The following is a 21841-nucleotide window of genomic DNA, read 5'->3' on the forward strand; positions in this document are numbered from 1 at the left end:
ATATTGCGGATATAATTATAACAATAAATGGTTAAAGTTTCCTCGAAAAAATGTATTTTACAACATATGTGTTTGTTAGAGTTCTCAATAGGTAATGTAGTATAACGTAGAGGTGAAATACAAATGGGAAAGTAATAAATTGATGCTAATGATTTATATTATGCTGTATTGGCTGAAAAGGATGGTTGGTTAAATCTTAGTGGAGAACAATGGATTAAGAACGATCCATCTTATGTGAAGTTTAACAAGAAAAGTACAGTAGATTCCTCTATTGTAGGGAAGCGAGTTGTTTCGAAAGTTAACAATCTACGTTTTTATGATGCTCCTTCTTGGCAGGATAAAGATGTTGCTGGTACAGTTGACGTAGGATTTGGATTTACAATCGACGCAAAGGTAAATGTCAATGGGTATCCACAGTATCGTGTTTATAATTCGAAGGGGCATAAGTACTATATTACGGCTAGTGATTTTTATGTAAGTTGGCTTAGATAATGAAGAAAGCCGCCCATTTTTAGGTGGGCAGCTTGTCCGTTAATATTTTATTTCTCTTCTTTTTCTTTGTAGTTCAAAGCAATCTCTACTATTTCTTCTGGAGTTAAGTCTCTAAAATCCCAAAAAATCAAGTCACTCGGAGCTGGGTGAGGCACATTCGCCTTTAAGATATCAATATACTTACTACCCAACTCATCTGGTAATTTAGGATCACATATTTGTTCTACAAGTTTAATAAGCTCATCTTTAGTCATTTTACTGTTCATGTTATCTACCCCTTATAAATTTATAACCCTTTTTTTCCAAAATGATAAGCAGGGTCTAAAATGGTTTGGTGAGTCTTAGGAGATACAATAATTAAGTTATCAAGGTTATAGACATCGCCCCCTTGATGAATAGGTTGCTTGTGGTGTAAGACATACACTTTATGTGCTCCATACTGCTCTGATCCGGGAGTATAAGGTGCTTTACCTTCCAGCATCCTCATCCTGTTCATGCGATTAAATTCGTTTGCGTAGCTCGAATCAGCAACTGTTTTCCAAAACTCAGCTCTAAATTCATCGAATGATTTGAATTCCTTTCCAACCAACTTATTTCGAATTTCTTGCGGAATAACACCAATTGTCCCATCGTATAAACCCTTTCTATATTTCTATGAACGTATTAAAGAAGGGGAGTGCCTAATATGTATGTCCATTATCCTATTGTTCTTTATAGGAACTCTCCTGGGAAAATATTGCGGATATAATTATAACAATAAATGGTTAAAGTTTCCTCGAAAAAATGTATTTTACAACATATGTGTTTGTTAGAGTTCTCAATAGGTAATCCCGATAATACCTATTTATTGTGGGAATTTATGTTGAATGAATGGTTTTTAAAATGAAAATCGCCCTAGTACAGTTTAATTAAAAGGCTATTATTTGCTCACATTTTGCTCACAAATAATATGAAAACACGTGAATTAAGATGAAATTTCCTTTTGGAATAGAATATAATATAACAAATAAAAAGTGTCACAAATGCTTGTATAACAGGCATTTGTGACACTTTTATCGTTTTATAAAACATAAAATGAACAACCCTAAAACTGCTCATTCTTCTCCCAAGATTCTACAATATAATGCGCAATCGTCGGATTAAATCCTTTCCCAACTAAAAACATAATTGCAGCAACTTCAGTTAAAGCGTGTTTATGTGATGTATGTTTTGCTTCATTTAAACCGTAATCTACCCAAGGTTTTACGAAATCTAGCACAGGCTTTTTAAAAGGTAAGAACTGTGTACCGACAACTTGCTGGATTTGTTGTTGCGTAGGTTCTGTTATAGGGCCAGGTGGTAAAATTTGTGGCTGTGTAATATCTAATGTTGGTCCTGGTGGTAAAATTTGTGGTTGCGTTGGATCAATTGTTGGTGGTTTAGGTGGTGAAACACGTGCGTCGTAGTTTGGTTGATACATTTGTTGTTGGTATTGCGGTTGTTGTGGCTGAGTTGGATATGGATTTTGTTGAAATTGTTGTTCTTGAGTTTGCGGTGCTACATATGGATTTTGTTGAAATTGTTGTTCTTGAGTTTGCGGTACTACATATGGATTTTGTTGAAATTGTTGTTCTTGAGTTTGCGGTACTGCATATGGATTTTGTTGAAATTGTTGTTCTTGAGTTTGCGATTCTGCATATGGATTTTGAGGATATTCAAAATTTGGACGTGTGTCATAAGGGTTTTGAGGGTATCCAGGTCCTTGGTTCTGTGGTGTTGCATATGGATTTTGTTCATATTGTTGCTCTTGCTGTTGTAACTCTTGTTCTTCATATTGTTCTGTATATCTTTGTTCTTGCTCCTGTTGCTGAGGGTAAAATGGTTGCCTTGGGTAAGGCGGTTGATTATTATAGAACATATTTATTCCTCCTTCATGATGATGCCTACCACCTAGTGTATGGGCGGACAAGAAAATATGTGATGAAAAAATGCGGGCGTGTTACAATAAGTAACTGGGTGAAGATAAAATGACAAAACAAGAAAAAATTCAAAAAACAATTACTTTTGTAAAACATATTTTAGAAAAAGATGCGAGTGGGCATGATTGGTATCATATTGAGCGCGTACATAAACTGGCGATTTCTTTATCTGAGCAAGAAGGGGGAAATCGTTTTATAATTGAAATGGCAGCATTACTTCACGATGTAGCAGATGAAAAGTTAAATGAAAGTGAAGAAGCAGGAATGAAAAAAGTTTCTGATTGGTTAGAAGAATTACATGTAGATGGGGAAGAAGGGAAACATATTCTTCATATTATTGCTAACATGTCTTATAAGGGTGGACACGGCGGAGCAGTTGAGTCACTTGAAGGTAAAATTGTTCAAGATGCGGACCGTTTAGATGCCCTTGGAGCAATTGGAATTGCACGTACATTTGCATATGGCGGAGCGAAAGGGAGATTAATGTATGATCCAACTATTCCGCCGCGTGAAGTAATGACGAAAGAAGAGTATAGAAAAAATAATGATCCATCTTTAAATCATTTTTATGAAAAATTATTGAAATTAAAAGACTTAATGAATACGAATGCAGCAAAAAAAGAGGCTGAAGTTCGTCATTGTTATATGGAACAGTTTATTGAACAATTTATGAAAGAGTGGAATGCACAAATATGAAAATGTTAACTGTGGAGAACTTATCAAAATCATATGGAGAAAAGCCGTTATTTGATGGATTATCATGTAGTATTACAGAAGGACAACGTGTCGGAATTATTGGTGTAAACGGTACTGGTAAATCGACATTATTAAAAATTATTGCAGGATTAGAAACTCCTGATACAGGTGATATGACGCATTCACGTGGGTATACAATAAGTTATTTATCACAGCAACCAGAGTTTGATGAAAAACTAACAGTATTAGAGCAAGTGTTTCATGGTGATACACCTTTAATTCGTCTTCTTCGTGATTATGAAAAAGCACTGTTAAATATTGAAAAAGATCCAAGTAATGAAAAAGTACAGGAACAATTATTTGCAGTGCAGCAACGTATGGATGCAATGAGTGCATGGGAAGCAAATGCAAATGCGAAATCTCTTTTAACGAAATTAGGAATTACAGATTTCACTGCAATTGTTGGGAATTTATCTGGTGGACAGAAAAAACGTATCGCAATGGCACAATGTTTTATTGAAACACCTGATTTATTAATTTTAGACGAGCCTACGAACCATCTTGACCATGAGACAGTTGAATGGTTAGAAGAATATTTAGCAAGATATACAGGTGCGGTATTACTTGTTACCCATGATCGTTATTTCTTAGATCGTGTGACGAATCGTATTTTCGAATTAGACAACGGAAAGCTATATAGTTATGAAGGTAACTATAGTACGTTTCTAGAGGCGAAAGCACTTCGTGAAGAACAAGAAATTGCGCAAGAATCAAAACGTCAAAACTTATATCGTCGTGAACTAGCATGGATTCGCCGTGGGGCAAAAGCTCGTTCAACAAAACAAAAAGCACGTATTCAGCGTTTTGACGAATTAAAAGGGCAAGAAGGACCAGCTGCAAAACAGTCAGTTGATATTGCACTAAGTGGAAGTCGCCTAGGAAAGAAAGTACTTGAGTTAAAAGATGTAACGAAAAAATTTGGCGATAAGACGGTATTACATAATTTTAATCATATTGTGAAACCGGGTGATCGTATTGGAATTATTGGGGCGAATGGAAGCGGGAAATCTTCCCTATTAAATATGCTTGCAGGTAAGTTATCTCCTGATAGTGGTGAAGTTGAGGTAGGACAAACTGTAAAAGTTGCTTATTATACGCAAGAAAATGAAGAGATGAATTTAAATCAGCGTATGATTGAATATATTAAAGAGATTGCAGAAGTTATTCATACGACAGATGGAAAAGTAATTGGTGCATCTCAAATGTTAGAACGTTTCTTATTCCCGACTCATTCACATGGTACACCGCTTGGTAAACTATCTGGTGGTGAAAGAAGACGTTTATACTTATTACGTATATTAATGGGAGAACCGAACGTACTTTTACTTGATGAACCTACGAACGATCTAGATACACAAACATTAACAGTACTAGAAGATTATTTAGAAGATTTCCCAGGTGTCGTTTTAACTGTATCGCATGACCGTTACTTCTTAGATAAAGTAGTAGATGAACTGTTCATCTTTACTGGCGGAGGCGAAGTGCGTGAGTTCCTAGGTAGTTATACAGATTATTTAGAAATGGAAAAAACGAGAGAACTTATAGAGAAAGCGGAAGTTCAAAAAGAGAAAAAAGTAGTAGAAGAAGCTCCAAAACAACAACGTAAACGTAAACTTTCATACAATGAGCAGCGTGAATGGGAAACGATTGAAGATACAATTGCCGAACTTGAAGAGAAAATTGAGTCAATTGGAGAAGAACTTGCGAAAGTTGGATCTGACTTCACAAAGGCACAAGAATTATCTGAAGCACAGCAGAAAACAGAAGAAGAGCTAGAAAAAAAGATGGAAAGATGGAGTGAACTATCAGACATCGTTGAAGGTTTAAAATAAAAACAAGCTGCATATATTGAAAAGTAAAGAGAAAAACTTTACACTATTGGTAGAACCTATTTTAGGAGGGAAAAAATGAGAACATCTAATCCAATGTTGAAAAAAGAGGCATTCCGTAAAGAGGGAGCAAGCGCTTCTGCGATGACGATTGGCGGAACAGTAGGCAAAACGTTCATTATGCTTATCTTGCTACTTGCAACGTCTGTCTATTCATACATACAGATGATGCAGGGGACGATGAAGATGCCAGTATTAATTGGTGCTTTAATCGTTGCGGCAATCATCGCATTTGCGTCTATGTTCTTCCCGCGTATTTCACCTTTTGGTGCACCAATCTATGCAGCGGTAGAAGGGGTTGTGTTAGGAAGTATTTCAGCAGTTTATACAATGAAATTTGGCGATTCTATCGTTTTAAATGCTGTATTACTAACAATCTCAATTCTATTTGCAATGTTAGTGTTATATGCAACACGTGTAGTAAAAGTAACGGATAAATTCCGTACAGGCGTGATGGCAGCAACACTTGGAATTATGGTTATGTATTTAGTCGTATTTCTTCTAAACATGTTTGGTGTAACTGTGCCGTACATTCACCAAGGTGGTACAATCGGTATTATTATTAGTGCAGTTGTTATCGTAGTTGCTGCATTAAACTTATTACTAGATTTCGATTTAATCGAAAATGGTGTACGTAGTCAAGCTCCGAAATATATGGAGTGGTACACTGCAATGGGACTAATGCTTACATTAGTATGGTTATACTTAGAAATTCTTCGTTTCGTTTCTTACTTTACGAAAAATGACTAATAAAAAAATCCTGCATGAAATATGCAGGATTTTTTTATTTTCAAAGATAAATTGATGATATGGTATAATGTGGATGTTGATAACCTTAAATTGAAGGGGATGGAACATGATGAAAGAGAAAAAAGGGACTATAAAAAAACTATTTTCTAAAAGTTTTTTCATAGAACTAGATGATGCTTTAACATATCCATCATCAGAAGTTATTACTTCAGCTATCAAAGAGTATGCGATTGAATGTAATGAACAACTTAAATTTGAGAGTAAAGTAAAACCGATTACTTTTTACATAAAAGATGTAATGTACCGTGTTGAAATAAAGATGGCTCGTGGAGGCTATTACATTTCCTGCAGTGAAGTATAAATTTTGAAACCTTACATGTTTAAAGTATGTAAGGTTTCTTTTTGGTTTTTATAAGATATAAAAAAATATTTTTTATTATAAAATATATTATTTTACATTTTTTACTCCTCACATATTTTTCTTTACAATGAAGAAAAATATGTGAGGTGGTATAACTTATGATGAATCGAGTTGTATTAATCGGTAGATTGACAAAGGAACCAGAATTATACTACACAAAACAAGGCGTCGCTTATGCACGAATATGTGTTGCGGTAAATAGAGGTTTTCGAAATAGTTTAGGTGAACAACAAGTCGATTTTATTAATTGTGTCGTTTGGCGAAGATCGGCTGAGAATGTAACTGAATATTGTACAAAGGGGTCACTTGTTGGGATTACCGGGCGTATTCAAACGAGTAATTACGATGATGAACAAGGAAAGAGAATATATAGAACGGAAGTTGTGATTGAGAGTATTACATTTTTGGAGAGAAGGCGGGAGGGGGCATCGTAATAAAATGAGGCTTTAAATAATAGGTTCGATAGAATTCTATGAGAGTATTTTGATAAAACTTAAAGGAATGGATAAAAAATATAGATTTATTTTTTATCCATTTTTATTAGGTGTTGTTTTGTAATGTTTCCAAGCTTGAAAGTTGCGGGAAACCTGCACGACTCCACAACCATAATGGAGTATGGATATCAATTGGGGTCAAACCACTACCAGTCAGTACATTCTCCCATATCTCAGCTACTGTCTGTCGGTCCTCAGCAGTTCCAACTAATACCTTGGAAGAACATAGTCCTAACTTTACCGTAGCTTTCAAAATATGTGTATCCGGGGCTATAGTAATAAGTTCACGAGAATTCCAAGTGACATTTGCATAATTCTCCAAGGTATATAACCAGTAATTGAAGATTTTTGGTCCAGAAAGATAAGGGAAATCAGATTTTCGTGTTCCTTGTATTATTTTCTTTAAGAAAGAAATATCAAATTGAACAGATTCAATAAGGCTTTGTACATTTCCCTTTGCTGAAGATTTTACTATGCCATTTGCTACACGTTTCCAAATCTCTGGATGACGGTTAGGTTGTAATCCTACGCGATGAAAAAGTAACGAACTTCGGAGCAGATTAATATCGCTATTTGCAGCAGCGTGTAGATTGAAAATCCATTTTGTTTCTTCATCTTGATACGCTTTTACAGCGGATTCCCATAATGTATAGGAATTTCGTTGATAATTCAATGCCATAGTTAGTGTTAAAACATCCATTAATTCATCCTCTGGAATAACACCAATCAAAACGTCTTCAGGCATTGTTTCTCCACCTATAAGCCCTTGAGAGTGCATTTTTATCAGTGTTTTTACATTTTTTAAAAGTCTCTCTCTTTCCATGTAATATCCTCCAAGACCTCTTCTACTTATAAAGTTTCCTATAAAACGAACTTTCTGTTGCTTATACAGTTGACTCTTTTAATGTACGACAAAGAAAACAAATTCCCTCCATAAATAAAAAACAATCGAAAATGACAGGTTTTAAAATTACATTCCTAATTTGAAATGCCAAGAAAGAATGAAATAGTATGGTAGCGGGAAGAAAGTAGTAAAATTAAGCATCCGAGTAGGAGTATAGAGTGATAACATGTTACAATACACCTAAGAACACGCAATAAAGGAGAGTTTTTTACGTGAAGATTAAAGCAATTGAACCGACGCCAAGTCCAAATACAATGAAGGTTATTTTGAATGAAGTATTACCATCAGGAGCGCGTAATAATTATACAAATGAAAATAAAGAACAAGCACCAATGCAAGTGCAAGAAATTTTAAAAATTGAAGGCATTAAAGGTGTATATCATGTAGCTGATTTTTTAGCGGTGGAGCGAAATGCAAAGTATGACTGGAAAGTTTTATTACAACAAGTTCGTGCTGTTTTCGGTGAAGAAGTAGTGGGAGAAAGTGAAGAACAACAACTTGCTCATTTTGGAGAAGTGAAAGTGTTTGTTCAAATGTTCTTTACAATTCCAATGCAAGTAAAGTTAACAGATGGAACGACGGAAGAACGTGTTGGTTTACCTGACCGTTTTAAAGAATCAATTATGAAAGTTCAAATGTCTGCACCAAACGTTGTGAAAGAACGTAAATGGGTGGAACAAAGTACACGTTACGGTAATTTTGAAGAAATCGGGAAAGAAGTAGTAGAAGAGATTGTTGCTGCTTTTTCAGAAGAACGTGTAAATGAAACGGTTAAAGAATTATTAAATCAGGCAGGTGCTGTTGAAGTAACGATTCAAAAGCGTGAGCCATATAAAGTAACAGAAGAGATGATGAAAGATGCTGACTGGAAAAACCGTTTTGCAGCATTAGAACAAATGGATCCTACAGAAGACGATATTCCAGTGTTGAAGATGGCGTTAGATGATGAAAAAGTTTCAATCCGTCGTTTAGCAACAGCATACTTAGGTATGGTAAAAGGTGAAGAAGTATTACCGTTATTATATAAAGCACTATTAGACCGTTCAGTAAGTGTTCGCCGTACAGCGGGCGATTGCTTATCAGATGTAGGTGATCCAGCAGCAATGTTCGTTATGATTAAATCTCTGAAAGATTCAAGTAAATTAGTACGCTGGCGTGCAGCAATGTTCTTATTTGAACTCGGAGATGAAAGTGCGATTCCAGCATTAAAAGCAGCGCAAGATGATCCAGAGTTTGAAGTAGCGATGCAAGCGCGTCTAGCATTAGAGCGTATTGAAGGCGGAGAAGAAGCAAAAGGTTCTGTATGGAAACAAATGACGGAGTCTCGTAAAGGGGAATAATGTATGATTGTTTTCTATGATAGTTGGTGTCCGATGTGTACGGCGGTTGCAGAACGTACGAAAAAATTAGATAAAAAGGGTAAGATGAAATTTGTTTCATTTCGAGATGAAGATGTAGTTGAGAAGTATGAGCTTTCTCAAGAACTACAAAGTAAGATGGAACAAAGATTGTATATTTTAAAAAATAATAAGTGGTATGACGGCATTCATAGCATATATGTATTAGCAAAGGCCGTTCCATCTTATTGGTTTGCCGTGCCTTTTATAAAGCTATCTATCGTACTTGGATTTGGAAGTAAAGTATACGATTATATCGCTAACAATAGAAAACTTGTTCCAGTGGGACATTGCCGCGGTGGGGTTTGTGAAATCCCTACAAAAAAATGAAATCATCGTTATCTTTCTTTTGCACCTAATAATAGAGCGTGATATGATGAATTTGGAATGAAAGTTGAAGGAGAGATTACAAGATGTCAAATGCTTATGAAGAATACATGCGCCAAATGGTAATCCCAATGCGCCAAGAGTTAGTGCGTTCTGGGTTTGAAGAGTTAACTACAGAAGAAGCTGTAACAGAATTTATGGAAAATACATCAGGTACAACTTTAGTAGTTGTAAACTCTGTTTGTGGTTGTGCAGCTGGTTTAGCACGTCCATCAGCAGGTCAAGCAGTTGTTCGTGCTGAAAAACAACCTGATCATCTTGTAACTGTATTCGCAGGTCAAGATAAAGATGCTACTGCAAAAATGCGTGAATACTTCGGAGAAATTCCTCCATCTTCACCATCTATGGCATTATTAAAAGGAAAAGAAGTTGTTCACTTCATTCACCGTCATGAAATTGAAGGTGCAACTATGGACGAAATTATTACGAACTTAGAACAAGCTTTCGAAAAGAATTGCTAAAGAAGGGGGAGAGTAAATCTCCCTCTTTTCTTTATATAGAGGTGAAAAAATGATCGTAACAACAGCAGGAAGAACGAACAAAGAAATGACAGATTATGCAAACCAGGTTGCAGCCGAATTAAATAGTGCGTTCGTTAGACGTAATGACATACCGGTACATAAATTGCATGAGCAGTACGAACAAGATGTGCTTGTTGTAGGCAAAAACCGATTAGCTATTTATCCGAAAGGAACGGAAGAATCGTTTTTCTTTCATCCGAATTCAGCGATGTTTCGTGTGAAAAGATTAATGCGCGGAGAGCACGATCCGTTCGTACAAGCTGCTAAATTAGAGAGCGGAATGACAGTGTTAGATTGTACGCTCGGTATGGCATCAGATAGTATTGTAGCTAGTTATATTGTTGGTGAAAGCGGAAAAGTAACAGGAATTGAAGGCAATGAATATATGGCTTATATTATGGAAAATGGTTTGCAAACATGGTCTTCAGCCATTTCTGAAATTGATGAAGCAATGCAACGAATTGATGTAAAGCAAACGGAGCATTTCGCGTTTTTAAAACAATGTGAAGATGATAGTTATGATGTTGTTTACCTTGATCCGATGTTTGAAGAAACTGTCATAGAATCTGACGGAATTAAAGGATTAAAACACTTCGCTTTGTATCATGATATTACTGATGAAACAATTGCGGAGGCGAAGCGAGTGGCGAGAAAGCGTGTCGTATTAAAAGATCATTTCCGTAGTTCTAGATTTGAAAAACACAATTTTCACGTATATAAAAGAAAAAGTGCGAAGTTTCACTTTGGTGTAATTGACCCTTGCTAATTGTTTGAAAAGATGTATAATAAGCAATAATTAATTAAATATACTGTCTGTGATGAAGAGAGTAGTCTTTTTTAGAAGGAAAGCGAGCTAGGGATGGTGTGAGCCTAGTGCGGAAGAAAAAGATGAAGCGCACTTCGGAGACGCTTCTTGAACGAATAGTAGAGTAAGCCGAGGCCCCCTGTCCTCGTTATAAACGGGAAAGTGGTTCTTAACGAACAACAAGGGTGGTACCACGGGTTAAAACTCGTCTCTTTTTTAGAGACGAGTTTTTTGTGTTTTAAAAAATAAGGAGGTTAAATCATGGATTATAAAATGCAGTTTGCGGAAAGTTTATCTAATATTTTCACGAATGAATTAACGCAAAAACAAATTTTAGATTTAATTGAAACACCGAAACAAGATGAATTTGGAGATGCAGCGTTCCCATGCTTTTCATTAGCGAAGCAATATAAAAAAGCACCGGCTATTATTGCAAAGGAAGTTGCAGAGAAATTAAATAATCTGTTCTTTACGAAAGTAGAAGCCGTTGGCCCTTATGTAAATGTATTTTTTAATCGTGAAACTGTAAGTGATGCAGTATTAAAAACGGTTTTAGCGGAGAAAGAAGAGTTCGGTCAAAACCACTTTGGCTGTGAAAAAACAGTAGTAATTGATTATTCCTCTCCTAATATCGCGAAGCCTTTTTCGATGGGGCATTTACGTTCTACAATGATAGGAAATTCATTGAAACATATTGCTGAAAAATGTGGGTATGAAGTTGTAGGAATTAATTATATTGGGGACTGGGGAACACAGTTTGGAAAGTTAATTACTGCTTATAAAAAATGGGGAAATGAAGCAGTAGTTAAAGAGGATCCAATACGTGAACTATTTAAGTTATATGTTCAATTCCATGAAGAGGTAAAAGACGACGAAGAACTAGAAGAAGATGGACGCGCTTGGTTTAAGAAATTAGAAGAAGGTGATGAGGAAGCAGTCGAGCTTTGGAATTGGTTCCGTCACGAATCCTTAAAAGAATTTTCTCGTATTTATGAACTTCTCGGTGTTGAATTTACTAATTTTCAAGGAGAAGCTTTTTATAATAATTTAATGGAAGATTTTATTGGGATTTTAGAGGAACATGATTTGCTTGAAGAGTCAGAAGGCGCATTAGTCGTTAATTTAGAAGAAGAAGGAATGCCGCCTTGCTTAATTAGAAAATCAGATGGTGCGACGATTTACGCAACACGTGACTTAACGGCAGCGTTATATCGTCAAAACACATATGCATTTGATAAAGCGTTATATGTAGTTGGCCCGGAACAAAGTTTACACTTCAATCAATTTTTCACCGTATTAAAAAAGCTTGGCTACACTTGGGTTGACGGCATGGAACATGTACCGTTTGGGTTCATTTTAAAAGACGGTAAGAAAATGTCGACACGTAAAGGAAGAGTTATTTTACTTGAAGAAGTACTTGGAGAAGCAATCGAACTTGCAAAACAAAATATTGAAGAGAAAAATCCAAACTTAAAACAAAAAGAAGAAGTAGCAAAGCAAGTCGGTGTAGGGGCAGTTATTTTCCACGATTTAAAAAATGAGCGTATGCATAATATCGAATTTTCTTTAGAAAACATGCTGAAATTTGAAGGGGAAACAGGACCGTACGTACAGTACACACATGCACGTGCTTGCTCTATTTTAAGAAAAGAAAGTGTAGAATTTGAAACGTGTACGTTTGCATTAAAAGATGATTATAGTTGGAGCGTCGTAAAATTACTAAACAAATTCCCGCAAGTAATTGAAGCAGCATGTAACAAAAATGAGCCATCAATCATTTCGAAATATGTATTAGATGTGGCACAATCATTCAATAAATATTATGGAAATGTGCGTATATTGGAAGAGAGTGAAGAAAAAGATAGCAGACTTGCATTAGTGTATGCTGTGACGGTGGTATTAAAAGAGGGGTTACATTTACTTGGGGTGGAAGCACCTGAGGAGATGTAAAATAAATAGGTATACGTATCATATTAGATATGTATGCCTATTTATTTTTATAGAAAATATGTAAGTAGCAGTTATGTTTTATTAAATCTAAATTTTTTTGGAAGTGTTTCAGTTGTAGGAATGTCTTTATTAAATGGAGAATTGTAATGTCATATATAAAAAGGGGGCATTACAATTGGCAACATACGATTGGAACAGTAAACTAACATATTTAAAAAACACGAGAGATTTATATTATAATGACGATTATGTAAGCTTTTTAGTAAATACAGTTTGGAAGATTACTAAGCCAGTACATATCGTTGATTACGGTTGTGGATATGGTTATTTAGGCTTAATATTAATGCCTTTATTTCCAGAAGGGTCAAAGTATACAGGCATTGATAGTGGAGAAACATTACTAACTGAAGCGAGAGAGTTGTTTCGTTTACTTCCGTATGATTCAGAATTTCTTGAAGGAGATGCTACTGAAATTAAATTGAACGATAAATATGATATAGCAATCTGTCATGCCTTCTTGTTACATATGAGTTCACCAAAAACGATGCTAGAAAAAATGATACAGTCAATTAAGGATGGTGGTAAAATAATCTGTTTCGAACCACATTGGATTTCAAATATGTCTTCATACGTGTTAGGTGGGGAGGAGCAATCGAAAATTATTCAGCTAGGTATTTTACAAAAATTATTTGAAAGTGATACGAAGAGAAACGGTAAAGATGGCAATATCGGCATGAAAATACCGATGTATTTAAGTGAATTAGGTGTGAAAAATATTGAGTGTCGAGTGAGCGATAAAGTGAATTTTTTAGACTCTAATATACATCACAAAGATAAAAATGATTTGTATCATTCATTAAAAGAGGAGGGAATAGCGGGCAATCCAGGAGATAAACAGCAATTTATAGAACGTTTAATGGCCAGAGAATTAACATATGATGATGCGCTAGCTCAATATGAAGCGGAACTACAATTTTTTAAAGCATTTCATCTACATTCTTCTTTAGTATATGCTCCGAATATGAAAATTACATATGGTGAAATAGTATGTTAAAAGGTGGCGCCTTATTTAGGATTGCTACCTTTAATATATGGGACCATGAGAGTCTTTGGTTTGAGAGATTAGAAGTTATTTATGAGGGGATTTTGAAAATCGCCGATATAATTTTATATACAGAGTTCACCTTTTGAAAGATAGGAACCTCATGTTACGTTATTTCATAAAATCAAACAAAATACAGAGAAAAACAAACATTTTTACTATATTCTGTTATGAATTAGAATAATATTAAATAATACCATTCATTATAAGAGATTATAGTTGAATACCGACAATATGATGTGTAAAATCTAAGCAAGTAGCAGTATAAATATAAATTCGAGGTGAATGCATGCTAGATTTTAAGCAGTTAGAAACTTGTTTAAAAGACAAGAGATTTGTAGATGGATTACAGGAAATAAATAAAGAAATTTCATATATAAAAGAAACGAATACTTTATCTTATGTGAAAAAATGGCTTGCTAATATTTCTTCACATGAGGAGTTTGATATATTAATTCGCCTTACTGATGAAGGGCTTATGCACCAATACAGTTCATTCCTCATTCGCTACGCTTATAAAAAATTCCCAAATATGAGAACGCTCTCTTTATATTGTGATGAGTTAATTGATGAGCGGAAAATTCTTGAAGCAGAACAGTTGTTAAAAGACTCTTTAGAAGAGAGTAATAAAGAAGAAATAGATGCCGATTTTTTAGCGAAAACATATTTTACTTTAGTAAGATGTCTTTTAGAAATGAAACGAAATGAAGAAGCGCTAATCTATATGCAAAAAGCAGAGGAGTACAGTACACGTGCTGTATTTGATAAATGGGGCTACGTCTATATGCATACAGGTGAATGGGAGAAAGCGGAAGAACAATTTATAGCCGGCATGCAGCATAAAGATTGTGAAGAACTATCCACATATTTATTATCACAGTTATATGCGAATAAAGGGGAACAAAAACGTGCATTACAGCTAATTGATGATGCAATTGTAAAGTTTCCACAAGTACCATATTTTCATTTTGAAAAGGTAAAGTATTTATTAGATGTTGGAAAATATGAAGAGATGTTAGCGGTAATAGATAATATTAATCATCAGCTTCCTTATCATGCTTATGAAGCTTACTTTATACATTTACGTGCAGAAGCGCTGTACAAAATGAATAAACTTGTAAACTTACAACAGTTATTAAAAGAAGAAAAAAGTTTAAAAGGCTCTTTATATCATAATTTAGAAAAAAATCCAGATGGAAAAAAGGTTCACCTGTCTATAGTACCTATTGTACAAAAGGATAATTATTGTGTACCGACAAGTTTAGAAATGATGTTGCAAATTTGGGGAGAAAAACGTACACAAGACGAAATTGCAGAGTTTATTTTTGATATGACAGGTTCGAAGTTTTCGGATACTGTTTCGTATATAGAAGGATTAGGTTATGAATATCGTTATTTTAAAGGGAATGAGGAAAATTATAAGAGATTACTTGACCGAGGAATTCCCGTTTTATTAAGTATAGATATTGAGCATGCTTCGCATGTGCAAGTACTATCTGGATATGATGATACGTTACAAGCTTTTTATGTTCAAGATCCAAACTTTATAGAACCAGTTCTTGTGGAATATAGTAAATTGCAAGAGAAATATCGCTATACAGGTTGTTTGGCAATCACGTTTGTTCCGAAAAAAAAGAAGGAACAATTGGTGTTTTTAAGTGAAGAAGAAAATCAGTATTTTAAATCCATTTTTTCTCTTACGGATCATTTAGATGAACACGATAAAGAGGGAATTAGTCATTTAGTACAGTTTTTGAAAGAGACGAGTGATAATCCGAATACGTGGTTATATACGATTAAACACTTAGATGTGGAAATAGATAAAGAATTTATTCTTAATTGTATAGAAAAGTTAACGGAAAAGTTTCCAGATTCGGATTTTGTTAAATTACATGGTGCACAGTGCTTTATTCGTCTTCAAGAAATGGAGAAAGCTGGGCAAATGTTGACAAGTGTTGAGAGGAAAAATAATCGTGCTTTATATCATTTGATAAATGGAAGGTATGCATTTGAACAGGAAAATTATATAGAAGCGATTTCAAGTTTTCGTTCATCATTGCAGTTGGATGCAGATCAGCCGATTGCATGGAGTTTTCTTGCTTTATCTTATATGTATATCGATCAATGTGAAAATGCGTTGCAGTTTTCTCAAGTTGCTTTAGAGCGTAGTCCTGAAAGATTCACGTTAACGAATCACGGTTTAATATTAATCGATTTAGAAAGATATGAAGAAGCGTATGAAATCTTTAATGATTTGTTAAAAGAGTATAAAAATGAGGCGCATGTATGGTATGAGCGAGCGAGATGTGCGCATCAATTAGGAAAATTACATTTAGCAATAAAAGGGCTTAAAGTAGCGATTCATTTGGATAGTAATGCACCTTACATTTATACGAAACTTTCGGAAATATACGAATCAGATTTGAAGGATGAAGAAAGTACGAAAGAAATATTATTAGAAGGCATTGAGAATTGTGATGATAAAGCACCTCTTTACGTAAGGTTAGGTGACTATCACTTTCAGAATGATAGTTTGGAAGAAGCAGAAGTATTGTATAAGCGTGCTTTAGAAGAAAATGATGAAGATGTTTATTCTCATTTCGGGCTTACTCAAGTGTATATGGCAAAAGAGCAATATAAAGAAGCGAAACAATATATTCTCGGTATCGAAAAACAGATTGAAAAGAGTCAAGATTTCCTTATGAATGCTGGGATGGTTTTATGGGATGCGGAGATTGAACTGGGCGGGAATGAGGAAGAACTAAAATTAGCATTGGCTAAATTAGAGAGTGGTATAAAGCAGGGAGATTATAGTGTAGCAAGTGCATTAGATGAATATGTAAATCGAATTAAAGGAACTGTGTTTGTACAACGAGGTATAGCGTTTTTAAGAACGTTACAAAAAGAGAGAAATGAAGTAAGTGAATACGGTTGTTATATAGGTATTTTATATGAATCTATTGGGCAGTACGGCCAAGCAATGAAAAGATATAATAAGGCGATAGAGCAAAAGAAAACGGCATTACCTTATTATCGAATTGGCGAAACACTTATGGCATTAGGGCAATTGGCAGAAGCAAAACAAGCGTATGAAACATGTTTAGAACTTGATGGGAATTTCGTAGGTGTACATTTGCAACTTGCAGAGATATATGAAAAAGAAGAAAACCATCCAAAGGAACAAAGTCATATGGTTCAGGCGATGAAAGAGGAACCATTGCATATAAATATGGAATACTTGGCACAGCTTTCAGTAAAAGTAGAATTACAGGAAGAGTTGTTAGCGGAATTAGAACGGTTAGCTGGAGAAGTACCTGAAATATGGCGATTAGATGCGATTGCATTTGTGTATGGAGCAATGAATGAAATCGATAAAGAAAAAGAACAAATTGAGCAAGCGATACAATTAGATGGCGAACATACGGAAGTTCTATATCATTATGCGAATGTATTGGTGAAAAAAAGAGATGTAAAAGCAATGGAAGTTGCGATGAAAGTCATGCAACAAGATATAGGTAATGAACGTATTTTTGATGTTTATGTAAGAGCAGTAGAACAACAGAAGAAATTGTCTAACATACGTGATTTCTTGCATATATTGAAAGTGAAAAAAGCAGAAAAAAGTACAGCATTTATGTATGCAGCAGCTGCGGTTACTGAAATGTGGATTGAACGCCAGCAAAATGAACAACCGAAAAAGTCTATATTTACGAGAGCGTTTTATCGTATGAAAAATCGTGCGAAAGAAATTTCGATGATAACGACAATCATTGATTTATATGAAATTTCGTTAAAGTTAAATCCGAAAAATAGTATGGCAGCGCAGCGATTTGCACAATTTTACGAGAATGCAGCGATGAATAAAGAAGCGATAGAAGTTTTGGAAACTTCGTTAGAAAATAAATGGGATTATGATGTAGCGAAGCAACTAGTAAATCTTTTCATCGAGTGTGAGGAACAAGATAGATTACAAGATGCTTTAGAACTAACGAAGCAAATGGTTCGAGAGTTACCAGATGACTATGATACTCTTTTTTTACAAGCACAAGTTTTCTTTAAAGCCGGAGAAGAAAGAAAAGCAGAAAAGCTTTACTTACAATTAACGGAGAAAACACCGTTTGTAAATAGAGGATTCCTGGCTTTAGGAGAAATGTACGAAAGTCAAGAGAGATTTGAAGAGGCAATTCACCTACTAGAAGGCGCTTCTATACATCATCCAAATGATACCGCAATTCTTCTTTCATTAGCATCTTCATATCATGAGGATGGACAAACGATAAAGGCAGAAAAAATAACGAGCGAAGTATTATCAATAGATGCAAGTGATTTATTAGCAAGATATGATCACGCTTGTTACTTAGCGCTTTTAAACAGAAATGATGAGGCTAAAAAAGAACTCGAAATTGTACTTCGTGAAGATGACTCGGGATTCTTTGCTGAGCTTATAGAGGAAGATGAAGATTTAGCGGGAATACGAGAATTTGAGAAGTAACTGTATAGGAATAGTGAAAAAAGGGTATAATTAAATATATATTTCGAATTAGTTGACAATTAGTTGCCCGATGGCATAGAATAGCTTTTAACAAAGTATACAAATCTGAAGACGAGAACGAGTAAAATAATGAACTGTTCCCCAGAGAACCGGTGTATAGCTGAAAGCCGGTGTTCAGACGTTATTTGAAAATCATCTCCGAGGAGCCGAGGCTGAACATAAGTAAGCTCGGACGGATGTCTACCGTTACAAAGAACACGTATGATAGTACGTTGCTAAGTGCTATTAGTGAATAGCTAATAGAATTAGGGTGGTATCGCGGGTAAACCCGTCCCTACTTTATAGGGACGGGTTTTTTGTGTGCTTTAAAACATTCAAAAGGAGTGATTGTAGATGAAGAAAGTAGATGTAAAAGAGTCAGCTGTAGGGAGAGAAACACGTATTCATAAACAGTGGAACGAGCAAAGCATTTTCGAGCAATCAATTCAGAATCGAGAAGGCGCACAATCTTTTGTGTTTTATGAAGGACCACCAACGGCGAACGGATTACCGCATGTAGGTCATGCACTTGGACGAACAATTAAAGATGTAGTAGCAAGATATAAAACGATGGCAGGCTATAAAGTATTAAGAAAAGCGGGCTGGGATACACATGGTTTACCTGTAGAATTAGGTGTTGAAAAACAACTCGGTATTTCTGGTAAACATGAAATCGAAGAATATGGCATTGAGCCATTTATTAAGAAGTGTAAAGAGAGTGTATTCACATATGAGAAGCAGTGGCGTGAATTCACTGAAAGTATCGGTTACTGGGTAGATATGGATGACCCATACGTTACGTTAGAAAACCCATATATCGAAAGTGTATGGCATATTTTAGGGACGATTCATGAAAAAGGATTATTGTATAAAGGGCATAGAGTTTCACCATACTGCCCAAGCTGTCAAACTTCGCTAAGTTCACATGAGGTTGCACAAGGGTATAAAACAGTAAAAGATTTAAGTGCAACAGTTAAGTTTAAAGTGAAAGATAGTGAAAATGAGTATTTCCTAGGTTGGACGACAACACCTTGGACACTTCCAGCAAATGTTGCGCTCGCTGTACATCCAAATATGGAATACGTTAAAGCGAAACAAGAAGGTCATGTATACATTGTTGCGAAAGAACGTGTACAAAATGTATTAAAAGAAAACTATGAAGTATTATCAGTTCATAAAGGTGAAGAATTAGTAAATACATCTTACACAGCACCGTTTCCGATGAAAGAAGTTACGAATGGTTACCGCGTCATCGCAGCGGATTTCGTAACGGCAGATAGTGGTACAGGGCTCGTTCATATCGCTCCAGCATACGGAGAGGACGATTATAGAGTCGTTCAAAGTGAAGGATTGTCATTCTTACATGTTGTAGATGAAAAAGGTGAGTATACAGAAGCAGTACCATTTTTGAAAGGTAAATTTGTAAAAGATTGTGACGTAGATATCGTTCGTTATTTAGCGAAGGAAGGTTTACTTTATCATAAAGAAAAATATGAACATAGTTACCCACATTGTTGGCGCTGTGATTCACCACTTCTTTATTATGCAGGAGAGAGTTGGTTAATCCGAACGACTGCAATTAAAGATACATTTTTACAAAATAACGATACTGTTACTTGGTATCCAGACCATATGAAACATGGACGATTCGGTAAGTTTTTAGAAAACATGGTGGACTGGAATATTAGCCGAAATAGATATTGGGGAACACCATTAAACGTATGGGAATGTGAAAGTTGCGATCATCAATTCGCACCAAAAAGCATTGCTGATTTAAGAGAGCATAGTACGAAAGAGACACCTGAAGATTTAGAATTGCATAAGCCATATGTAGATGAAGTGCAAGTTTGCTGCGAAAAATGCGGAGGAACAATGAATCGTACACCTGAAGTAATTGATGTTTGGTTCGATAGTGGTTCCATGCCATTTGCACAATATCATTATCCATTTGAAAATAAAGAGTTATTTGAAGAACAGTTTCCGGCAGATGTTATTGCAGAAGGCATTGATCAAACACGCGGCTGGTTTTATAGTTTATTAGCGGTATCAGCGCTATATACAGGAAAAGTACCGTATAAACGAGTGTTATCATTAGGGCATGTTCTAGATGAAGAAGGACAAAAGATGTCTAAAAGTAAAGGGAATGCACTAGATCCAGTTGATTTAGTAAATAAGTTTGGTGCAGATGCTTTAAGATGGGCTTTACTCGTTGACAGTGCTCCGTGGAATGCGAAGCGTTTTTCTGAAAGAACAGTACTAGAAGCCAAATCTAAATTTGTAGATACACTAGTCAATGTGTATAGTTTCTACGTTTTATATGCAAATTTAGATAAGTATAATCCAAATGAAACGTATGATGTAAAAAGGACGAAATTGGATGAGTGGGTATTATCAAGATTGCATAGTACAACGAAAAAGGTGAGAACAGCACTTGATGATTATCAATTTACGAATGCAGCTCGTGAAATCGCAACGCTTGTAGATGAAGTAAGTAACTGGTACGTAAGACGTTCACGCAATCGTTTCTGGGAATCTGGTATGAATGCTGAGAAAGCAGCTGCGTATGACACACTTCATGAAGTGCTTGTGACAATTAGTAAATTAATTGCACCATTTACACCGTTTGTCGCTGAAGATATTCATTTAAATTTAACTGGAAGTAGCGTTCATTTAGAAGATTATCCAGTTGTAAATGAATCATTACTTCAGCCGAAATTAGAAGTGGAAATGGATGCTGTTTTACAAGTTGTTGAGCTTGGAAGAAGTAACCGTAATCAGCATTCTTTAAAAGTAAAGCAGCCGTTAGCGGAACTTGTATTACTAGCACATAATGAAAATGATATGGATTGGGAATCTTATCGTGATATCGTAATGGATGAGCTAAATGTGAAAGCATTCCATGTTGAACTCGATGAAACGAAATACACGTCCTATCAATTAAAGCTGAATTTTAAAACGGCTGGGCCGAAGTTCGGTAAAAATGTGAATGCAGTAAATGGCTGGTTAAAACAATTGTCACAAGAAGAAGTACAGAATTTTGTTTCAACTGAAAAAGCGGTATATCAAGCCATGCCAGGAGAAGAAGTAGTTGTAACAGCTGAAGATGTATTGGTTGAGAAAGTTGCAAAATCAGGCTTCTCCAATACGACTAACGGACAATATACGGTTATGTTAGATACGAATGTAACGGAAGAATTGTTACAAGAAGGGCTAGCCCGTGAATTTATTCGCGCCGTTCAAGAATATCGTAAGCAGTTAAATTTACCAGTTAATTTACGAGTAGATGTTATTCTTGATACAGAGGAAGAACTACAGAAAACGTTAACGAATCATAAAGATTTGTTGGAAGAAAACTTACTTGTTAAGCAATTTACATTTGATCGCTTAACGAATGAAGACGATGAACTTTCTTTAGGTGAGACGAAAGTTCGCATTAAATTAAGCGAGGCTAAGTAAAGAAAAAGAAGTTGGAATGATTCCAACT

At 35.3% G+C, this 21841-nt stretch carries 16 protein-coding genes, 2 pseudogenes and 2 other annotated features; of the genes and pseudogenes, 14 read left to right on the top strand and 4 right to left on the bottom strand.

The annotated features are described in order from the left end of the window. Positions 1-159: 159 nt before the first annotated feature. A pseudogene (locus tag BAQ48_RS28435) lies at positions 160-492 on the top strand (thioredoxin domain-containing protein); the annotation flags it as partial. Positions 493-539: 47 nt separating this feature from the next. Here the strand turns inward: BAQ48_RS28435 and BAQ48_RS22320 are convergent. The 3 genes and pseudogenes from BAQ48_RS22320 to BAQ48_RS22330 all read right to left on the bottom strand — a co-directional run bounded on the left by BAQ48_RS22320 (position 540) and on the right by BAQ48_RS22330 (position 2389). After that, positions 540-758 (bottom strand): bacteriocin immunity protein, encoded by a 219-nt coding sequence (locus tag BAQ48_RS22320; RefSeq protein WP_003193833.1) that lies wholly within the window; start codon positions 756-758, stop codon positions 540-542. Positions 759-778: 20 nt separating this feature from the next. Further along, positions 779-1120: pseudogene (locus BAQ48_RS22325) on the bottom strand (T7SS effector LXG polymorphic toxin); the annotation flags it as partial. A 456-nt stretch (positions 1121-1576) separates the two neighbouring features. After that, positions 1577-2389 (bottom strand): hypothetical protein, encoded by an 813-nt coding sequence (locus BAQ48_RS22330; protein WP_071712882.1) that lies wholly within the window; start codon positions 2387-2389, stop codon positions 1577-1579. 109 nt (positions 2390-2498) lie between these two features. Here BAQ48_RS22330 and BAQ48_RS22335 point away from each other — a divergent pair, with 109 nt between their 5' ends. The 5 genes from BAQ48_RS22335 (at position 2499) to BAQ48_RS22355 (ending at position 6700) form a co-directional block, all read left to right on the top strand. Then, complete coding sequence (locus tag BAQ48_RS22335; RefSeq protein ID WP_071712883.1) at positions 2499-3146, top strand: HD domain-containing protein; 648 nt, start codon at positions 2499-2501, stop codon at positions 3144-3146. After that, positions 3143-5038: an ABC-F family ATP-binding cassette domain-containing protein gene (locus BAQ48_RS22340; RefSeq protein WP_071712884.1), complete on the top strand. Its 1896-nt coding sequence runs from the start codon at positions 3143-3145 to the stop codon at positions 5036-5038. Before BAQ48_RS22335 ends, BAQ48_RS22340 begins: the two co-directional genes overlap by 4 nt. Before the next feature lie 75 nt (positions 5039-5113). Continuing rightward, positions 5114-5845: a Bax inhibitor-1/YccA family protein gene (locus BAQ48_RS22345; protein ID WP_001260655.1), complete on the top strand. Its 732-nt coding sequence runs from the start codon at positions 5114-5116 to the stop codon at positions 5843-5845. Positions 5846-5951: 106 nt separating this feature from the next. Continuing rightward, a complete protein-coding gene (locus BAQ48_RS22350) occupies positions 5952-6206 on the top strand; it encodes a DUF4318 domain-containing protein (protein ID WP_071712885.1) in 255 nt (84 codons plus the stop codon). 158 nt (positions 6207-6364) lie between these two features. Further along, positions 6365-6700, top strand: a complete 336-nt coding sequence (locus tag BAQ48_RS22355) for a single-stranded DNA-binding protein (protein WP_071712886.1) — start codon at positions 6365-6367, stop codon at positions 6698-6700. Between the two features lie 106 nt (positions 6701-6806). Here BAQ48_RS22355 and BAQ48_RS22360 read toward each other — a convergent pair whose 3' ends face one another. Next, a complete protein-coding gene (locus BAQ48_RS22360) occupies positions 6807-7583 on the bottom strand; it encodes a hypothetical protein (protein ID WP_071712887.1) in 777 nt (258 codons plus the stop codon). Between the two features lie 293 nt (positions 7584-7876). On the opposite strand from BAQ48_RS22360, the gene BAQ48_RS22365 reads away from it, so the two are divergent. The 8 genes from BAQ48_RS22365 to ileS all read left to right on the top strand — a co-directional run bounded on the left by BAQ48_RS22365 (position 7877) and on the right by ileS (position 21813). Further along, complete coding sequence (locus BAQ48_RS22365; protein ID WP_071712888.1) at positions 7877-9004, top strand: conserved virulence factor C family protein; 1128 nt, start codon at positions 7877-7879, stop codon at positions 9002-9004. Positions 9005-9007: 3 nt separating this feature from the next. Beyond that, positions 9008-9391: a thiol-disulfide oxidoreductase DCC family protein gene (locus tag BAQ48_RS22370; protein WP_071712889.1), complete on the top strand. Its 384-nt coding sequence runs from the start codon at positions 9008-9010 to the stop codon at positions 9389-9391. 83 nt (positions 9392-9474) lie between these two features. Beyond that, positions 9475-9909, top strand: a complete 435-nt coding sequence (locus tag BAQ48_RS22375) for a BrxA/BrxB family bacilliredoxin (RefSeq protein ID WP_000063706.1) — start codon at positions 9475-9477, stop codon at positions 9907-9909. Positions 9910-9958: 49 nt separating this feature from the next. Next, entirely contained in the window at positions 9959-10735 is a 777-nt protein-coding gene (locus tag BAQ48_RS22380) for a class I SAM-dependent methyltransferase (RefSeq protein ID WP_071712890.1), read from the top strand. 40 nt (positions 10736-10775) lie between these two features. Beyond that, positions 10776-10990 (top strand) — a binding site (T-box leader). 45 nt (positions 10991-11035) lie between these two features. Next, positions 11036-12724: an arginine--tRNA ligase gene (gene argS, locus BAQ48_RS22385; RefSeq protein ID WP_071712891.1), complete on the top strand. Its 1689-nt coding sequence runs from the start codon at positions 11036-11038 to the stop codon at positions 12722-12724. A gap of 175 nt (positions 12725-12899) precedes the next feature. Further along, the gene (locus tag BAQ48_RS22390; protein WP_071712892.1) at positions 12900-13778 is read left to right on the top strand and encodes a class I SAM-dependent methyltransferase; all 879 of its coding nucleotides are present in this window, start codon (positions 12900-12902) and stop codon (positions 13776-13778) included. Positions 13779-14115: 337 nt separating this feature from the next. Continuing rightward, positions 14116-18318, top strand: a complete 4203-nt coding sequence (locus BAQ48_RS22395) for a bacteriocin-processing peptidase family protein (protein WP_071712893.1) — start codon at positions 14116-14118, stop codon at positions 18316-18318. A gap of 99 nt (positions 18319-18417) precedes the next feature. Further along, positions 18418-18657 (top strand) — a binding site (T-box leader). Between the two features lie 54 nt (positions 18658-18711). Further along, positions 18712-21813, top strand: a complete 3102-nt coding sequence (ileS, locus tag BAQ48_RS22400; protein ID WP_071712894.1) for an isoleucine--tRNA ligase — start codon at positions 18712-18714, stop codon at positions 21811-21813. Positions 21814-21841: the final 28 nt, after the last annotated feature.

Origin of the sequence: Bacillus luti, from assembly GCF_001884105.1 — a bacterium.
Taxonomy (GTDB): Bacteria; Bacillota; Bacilli; order Bacillales; family Bacillaceae_G; genus Bacillus_A; species Bacillus_A luti.

Coding starts and splice junctions, on each gene's coding strand:
- BAQ48_RS22320 (WP_003193833.1), bottom strand. CDS start 758: ATGAACAGTAAAATGACTAAAGATGAGCTTATTAAACTTGTAGAACAA.
- BAQ48_RS22330 (WP_071712882.1), bottom strand. CDS start 2,389: ATGTTCTATAATAATCAACCGCCTTACCCAAGGCAACCATTTTACCCT.
- BAQ48_RS22335 (WP_071712883.1), top strand. CDS start 2,499: ATGACAAAACAAGAAAAAATTCAAAAAACAATTACTTTTGTAAAACAT.
- BAQ48_RS22340 (WP_071712884.1), top strand. CDS start 3,143: ATGAAAATGTTAACTGTGGAGAACTTATCAAAATCATATGGAGAAAAG.
- BAQ48_RS22345 (WP_001260655.1), top strand. CDS start 5,114: ATGAGAACATCTAATCCAATGTTGAAAAAAGAGGCATTCCGTAAAGAG.
- BAQ48_RS22350 (WP_071712885.1), top strand. CDS start 5,952: ATGATGAAAGAGAAAAAAGGGACTATAAAAAAACTATTTTCTAAAAGT.
- BAQ48_RS22355 (WP_071712886.1), top strand. CDS start 6,365: ATGATGAATCGAGTTGTATTAATCGGTAGATTGACAAAGGAACCAGAA.
- BAQ48_RS22360 (WP_071712887.1), bottom strand. CDS start 7,583: ATGGAAAGAGAGAGACTTTTAAAAAATGTAAAAACACTGATAAAAATG.
- BAQ48_RS22370 (WP_071712889.1), top strand. CDS start 9,008: ATGATTGTTTTCTATGATAGTTGGTGTCCGATGTGTACGGCGGTTGCA.
- BAQ48_RS22375 (WP_000063706.1), top strand. CDS start 9,475: ATGTCAAATGCTTATGAAGAATACATGCGCCAAATGGTAATCCCAATG.
- BAQ48_RS22380 (WP_071712890.1), top strand. CDS start 9,959: ATGATCGTAACAACAGCAGGAAGAACGAACAAAGAAATGACAGATTAT.
- argS (WP_071712891.1), top strand. CDS start 11,036: ATGGATTATAAAATGCAGTTTGCGGAAAGTTTATCTAATATTTTCACG.
- BAQ48_RS22395 (WP_071712893.1), top strand. CDS start 14,116: ATGCTAGATTTTAAGCAGTTAGAAACTTGTTTAAAAGACAAGAGATTT.
- ileS (WP_071712894.1), top strand. CDS start 18,712: ATGAAGAAAGTAGATGTAAAAGAGTCAGCTGTAGGGAGAGAAACACGT.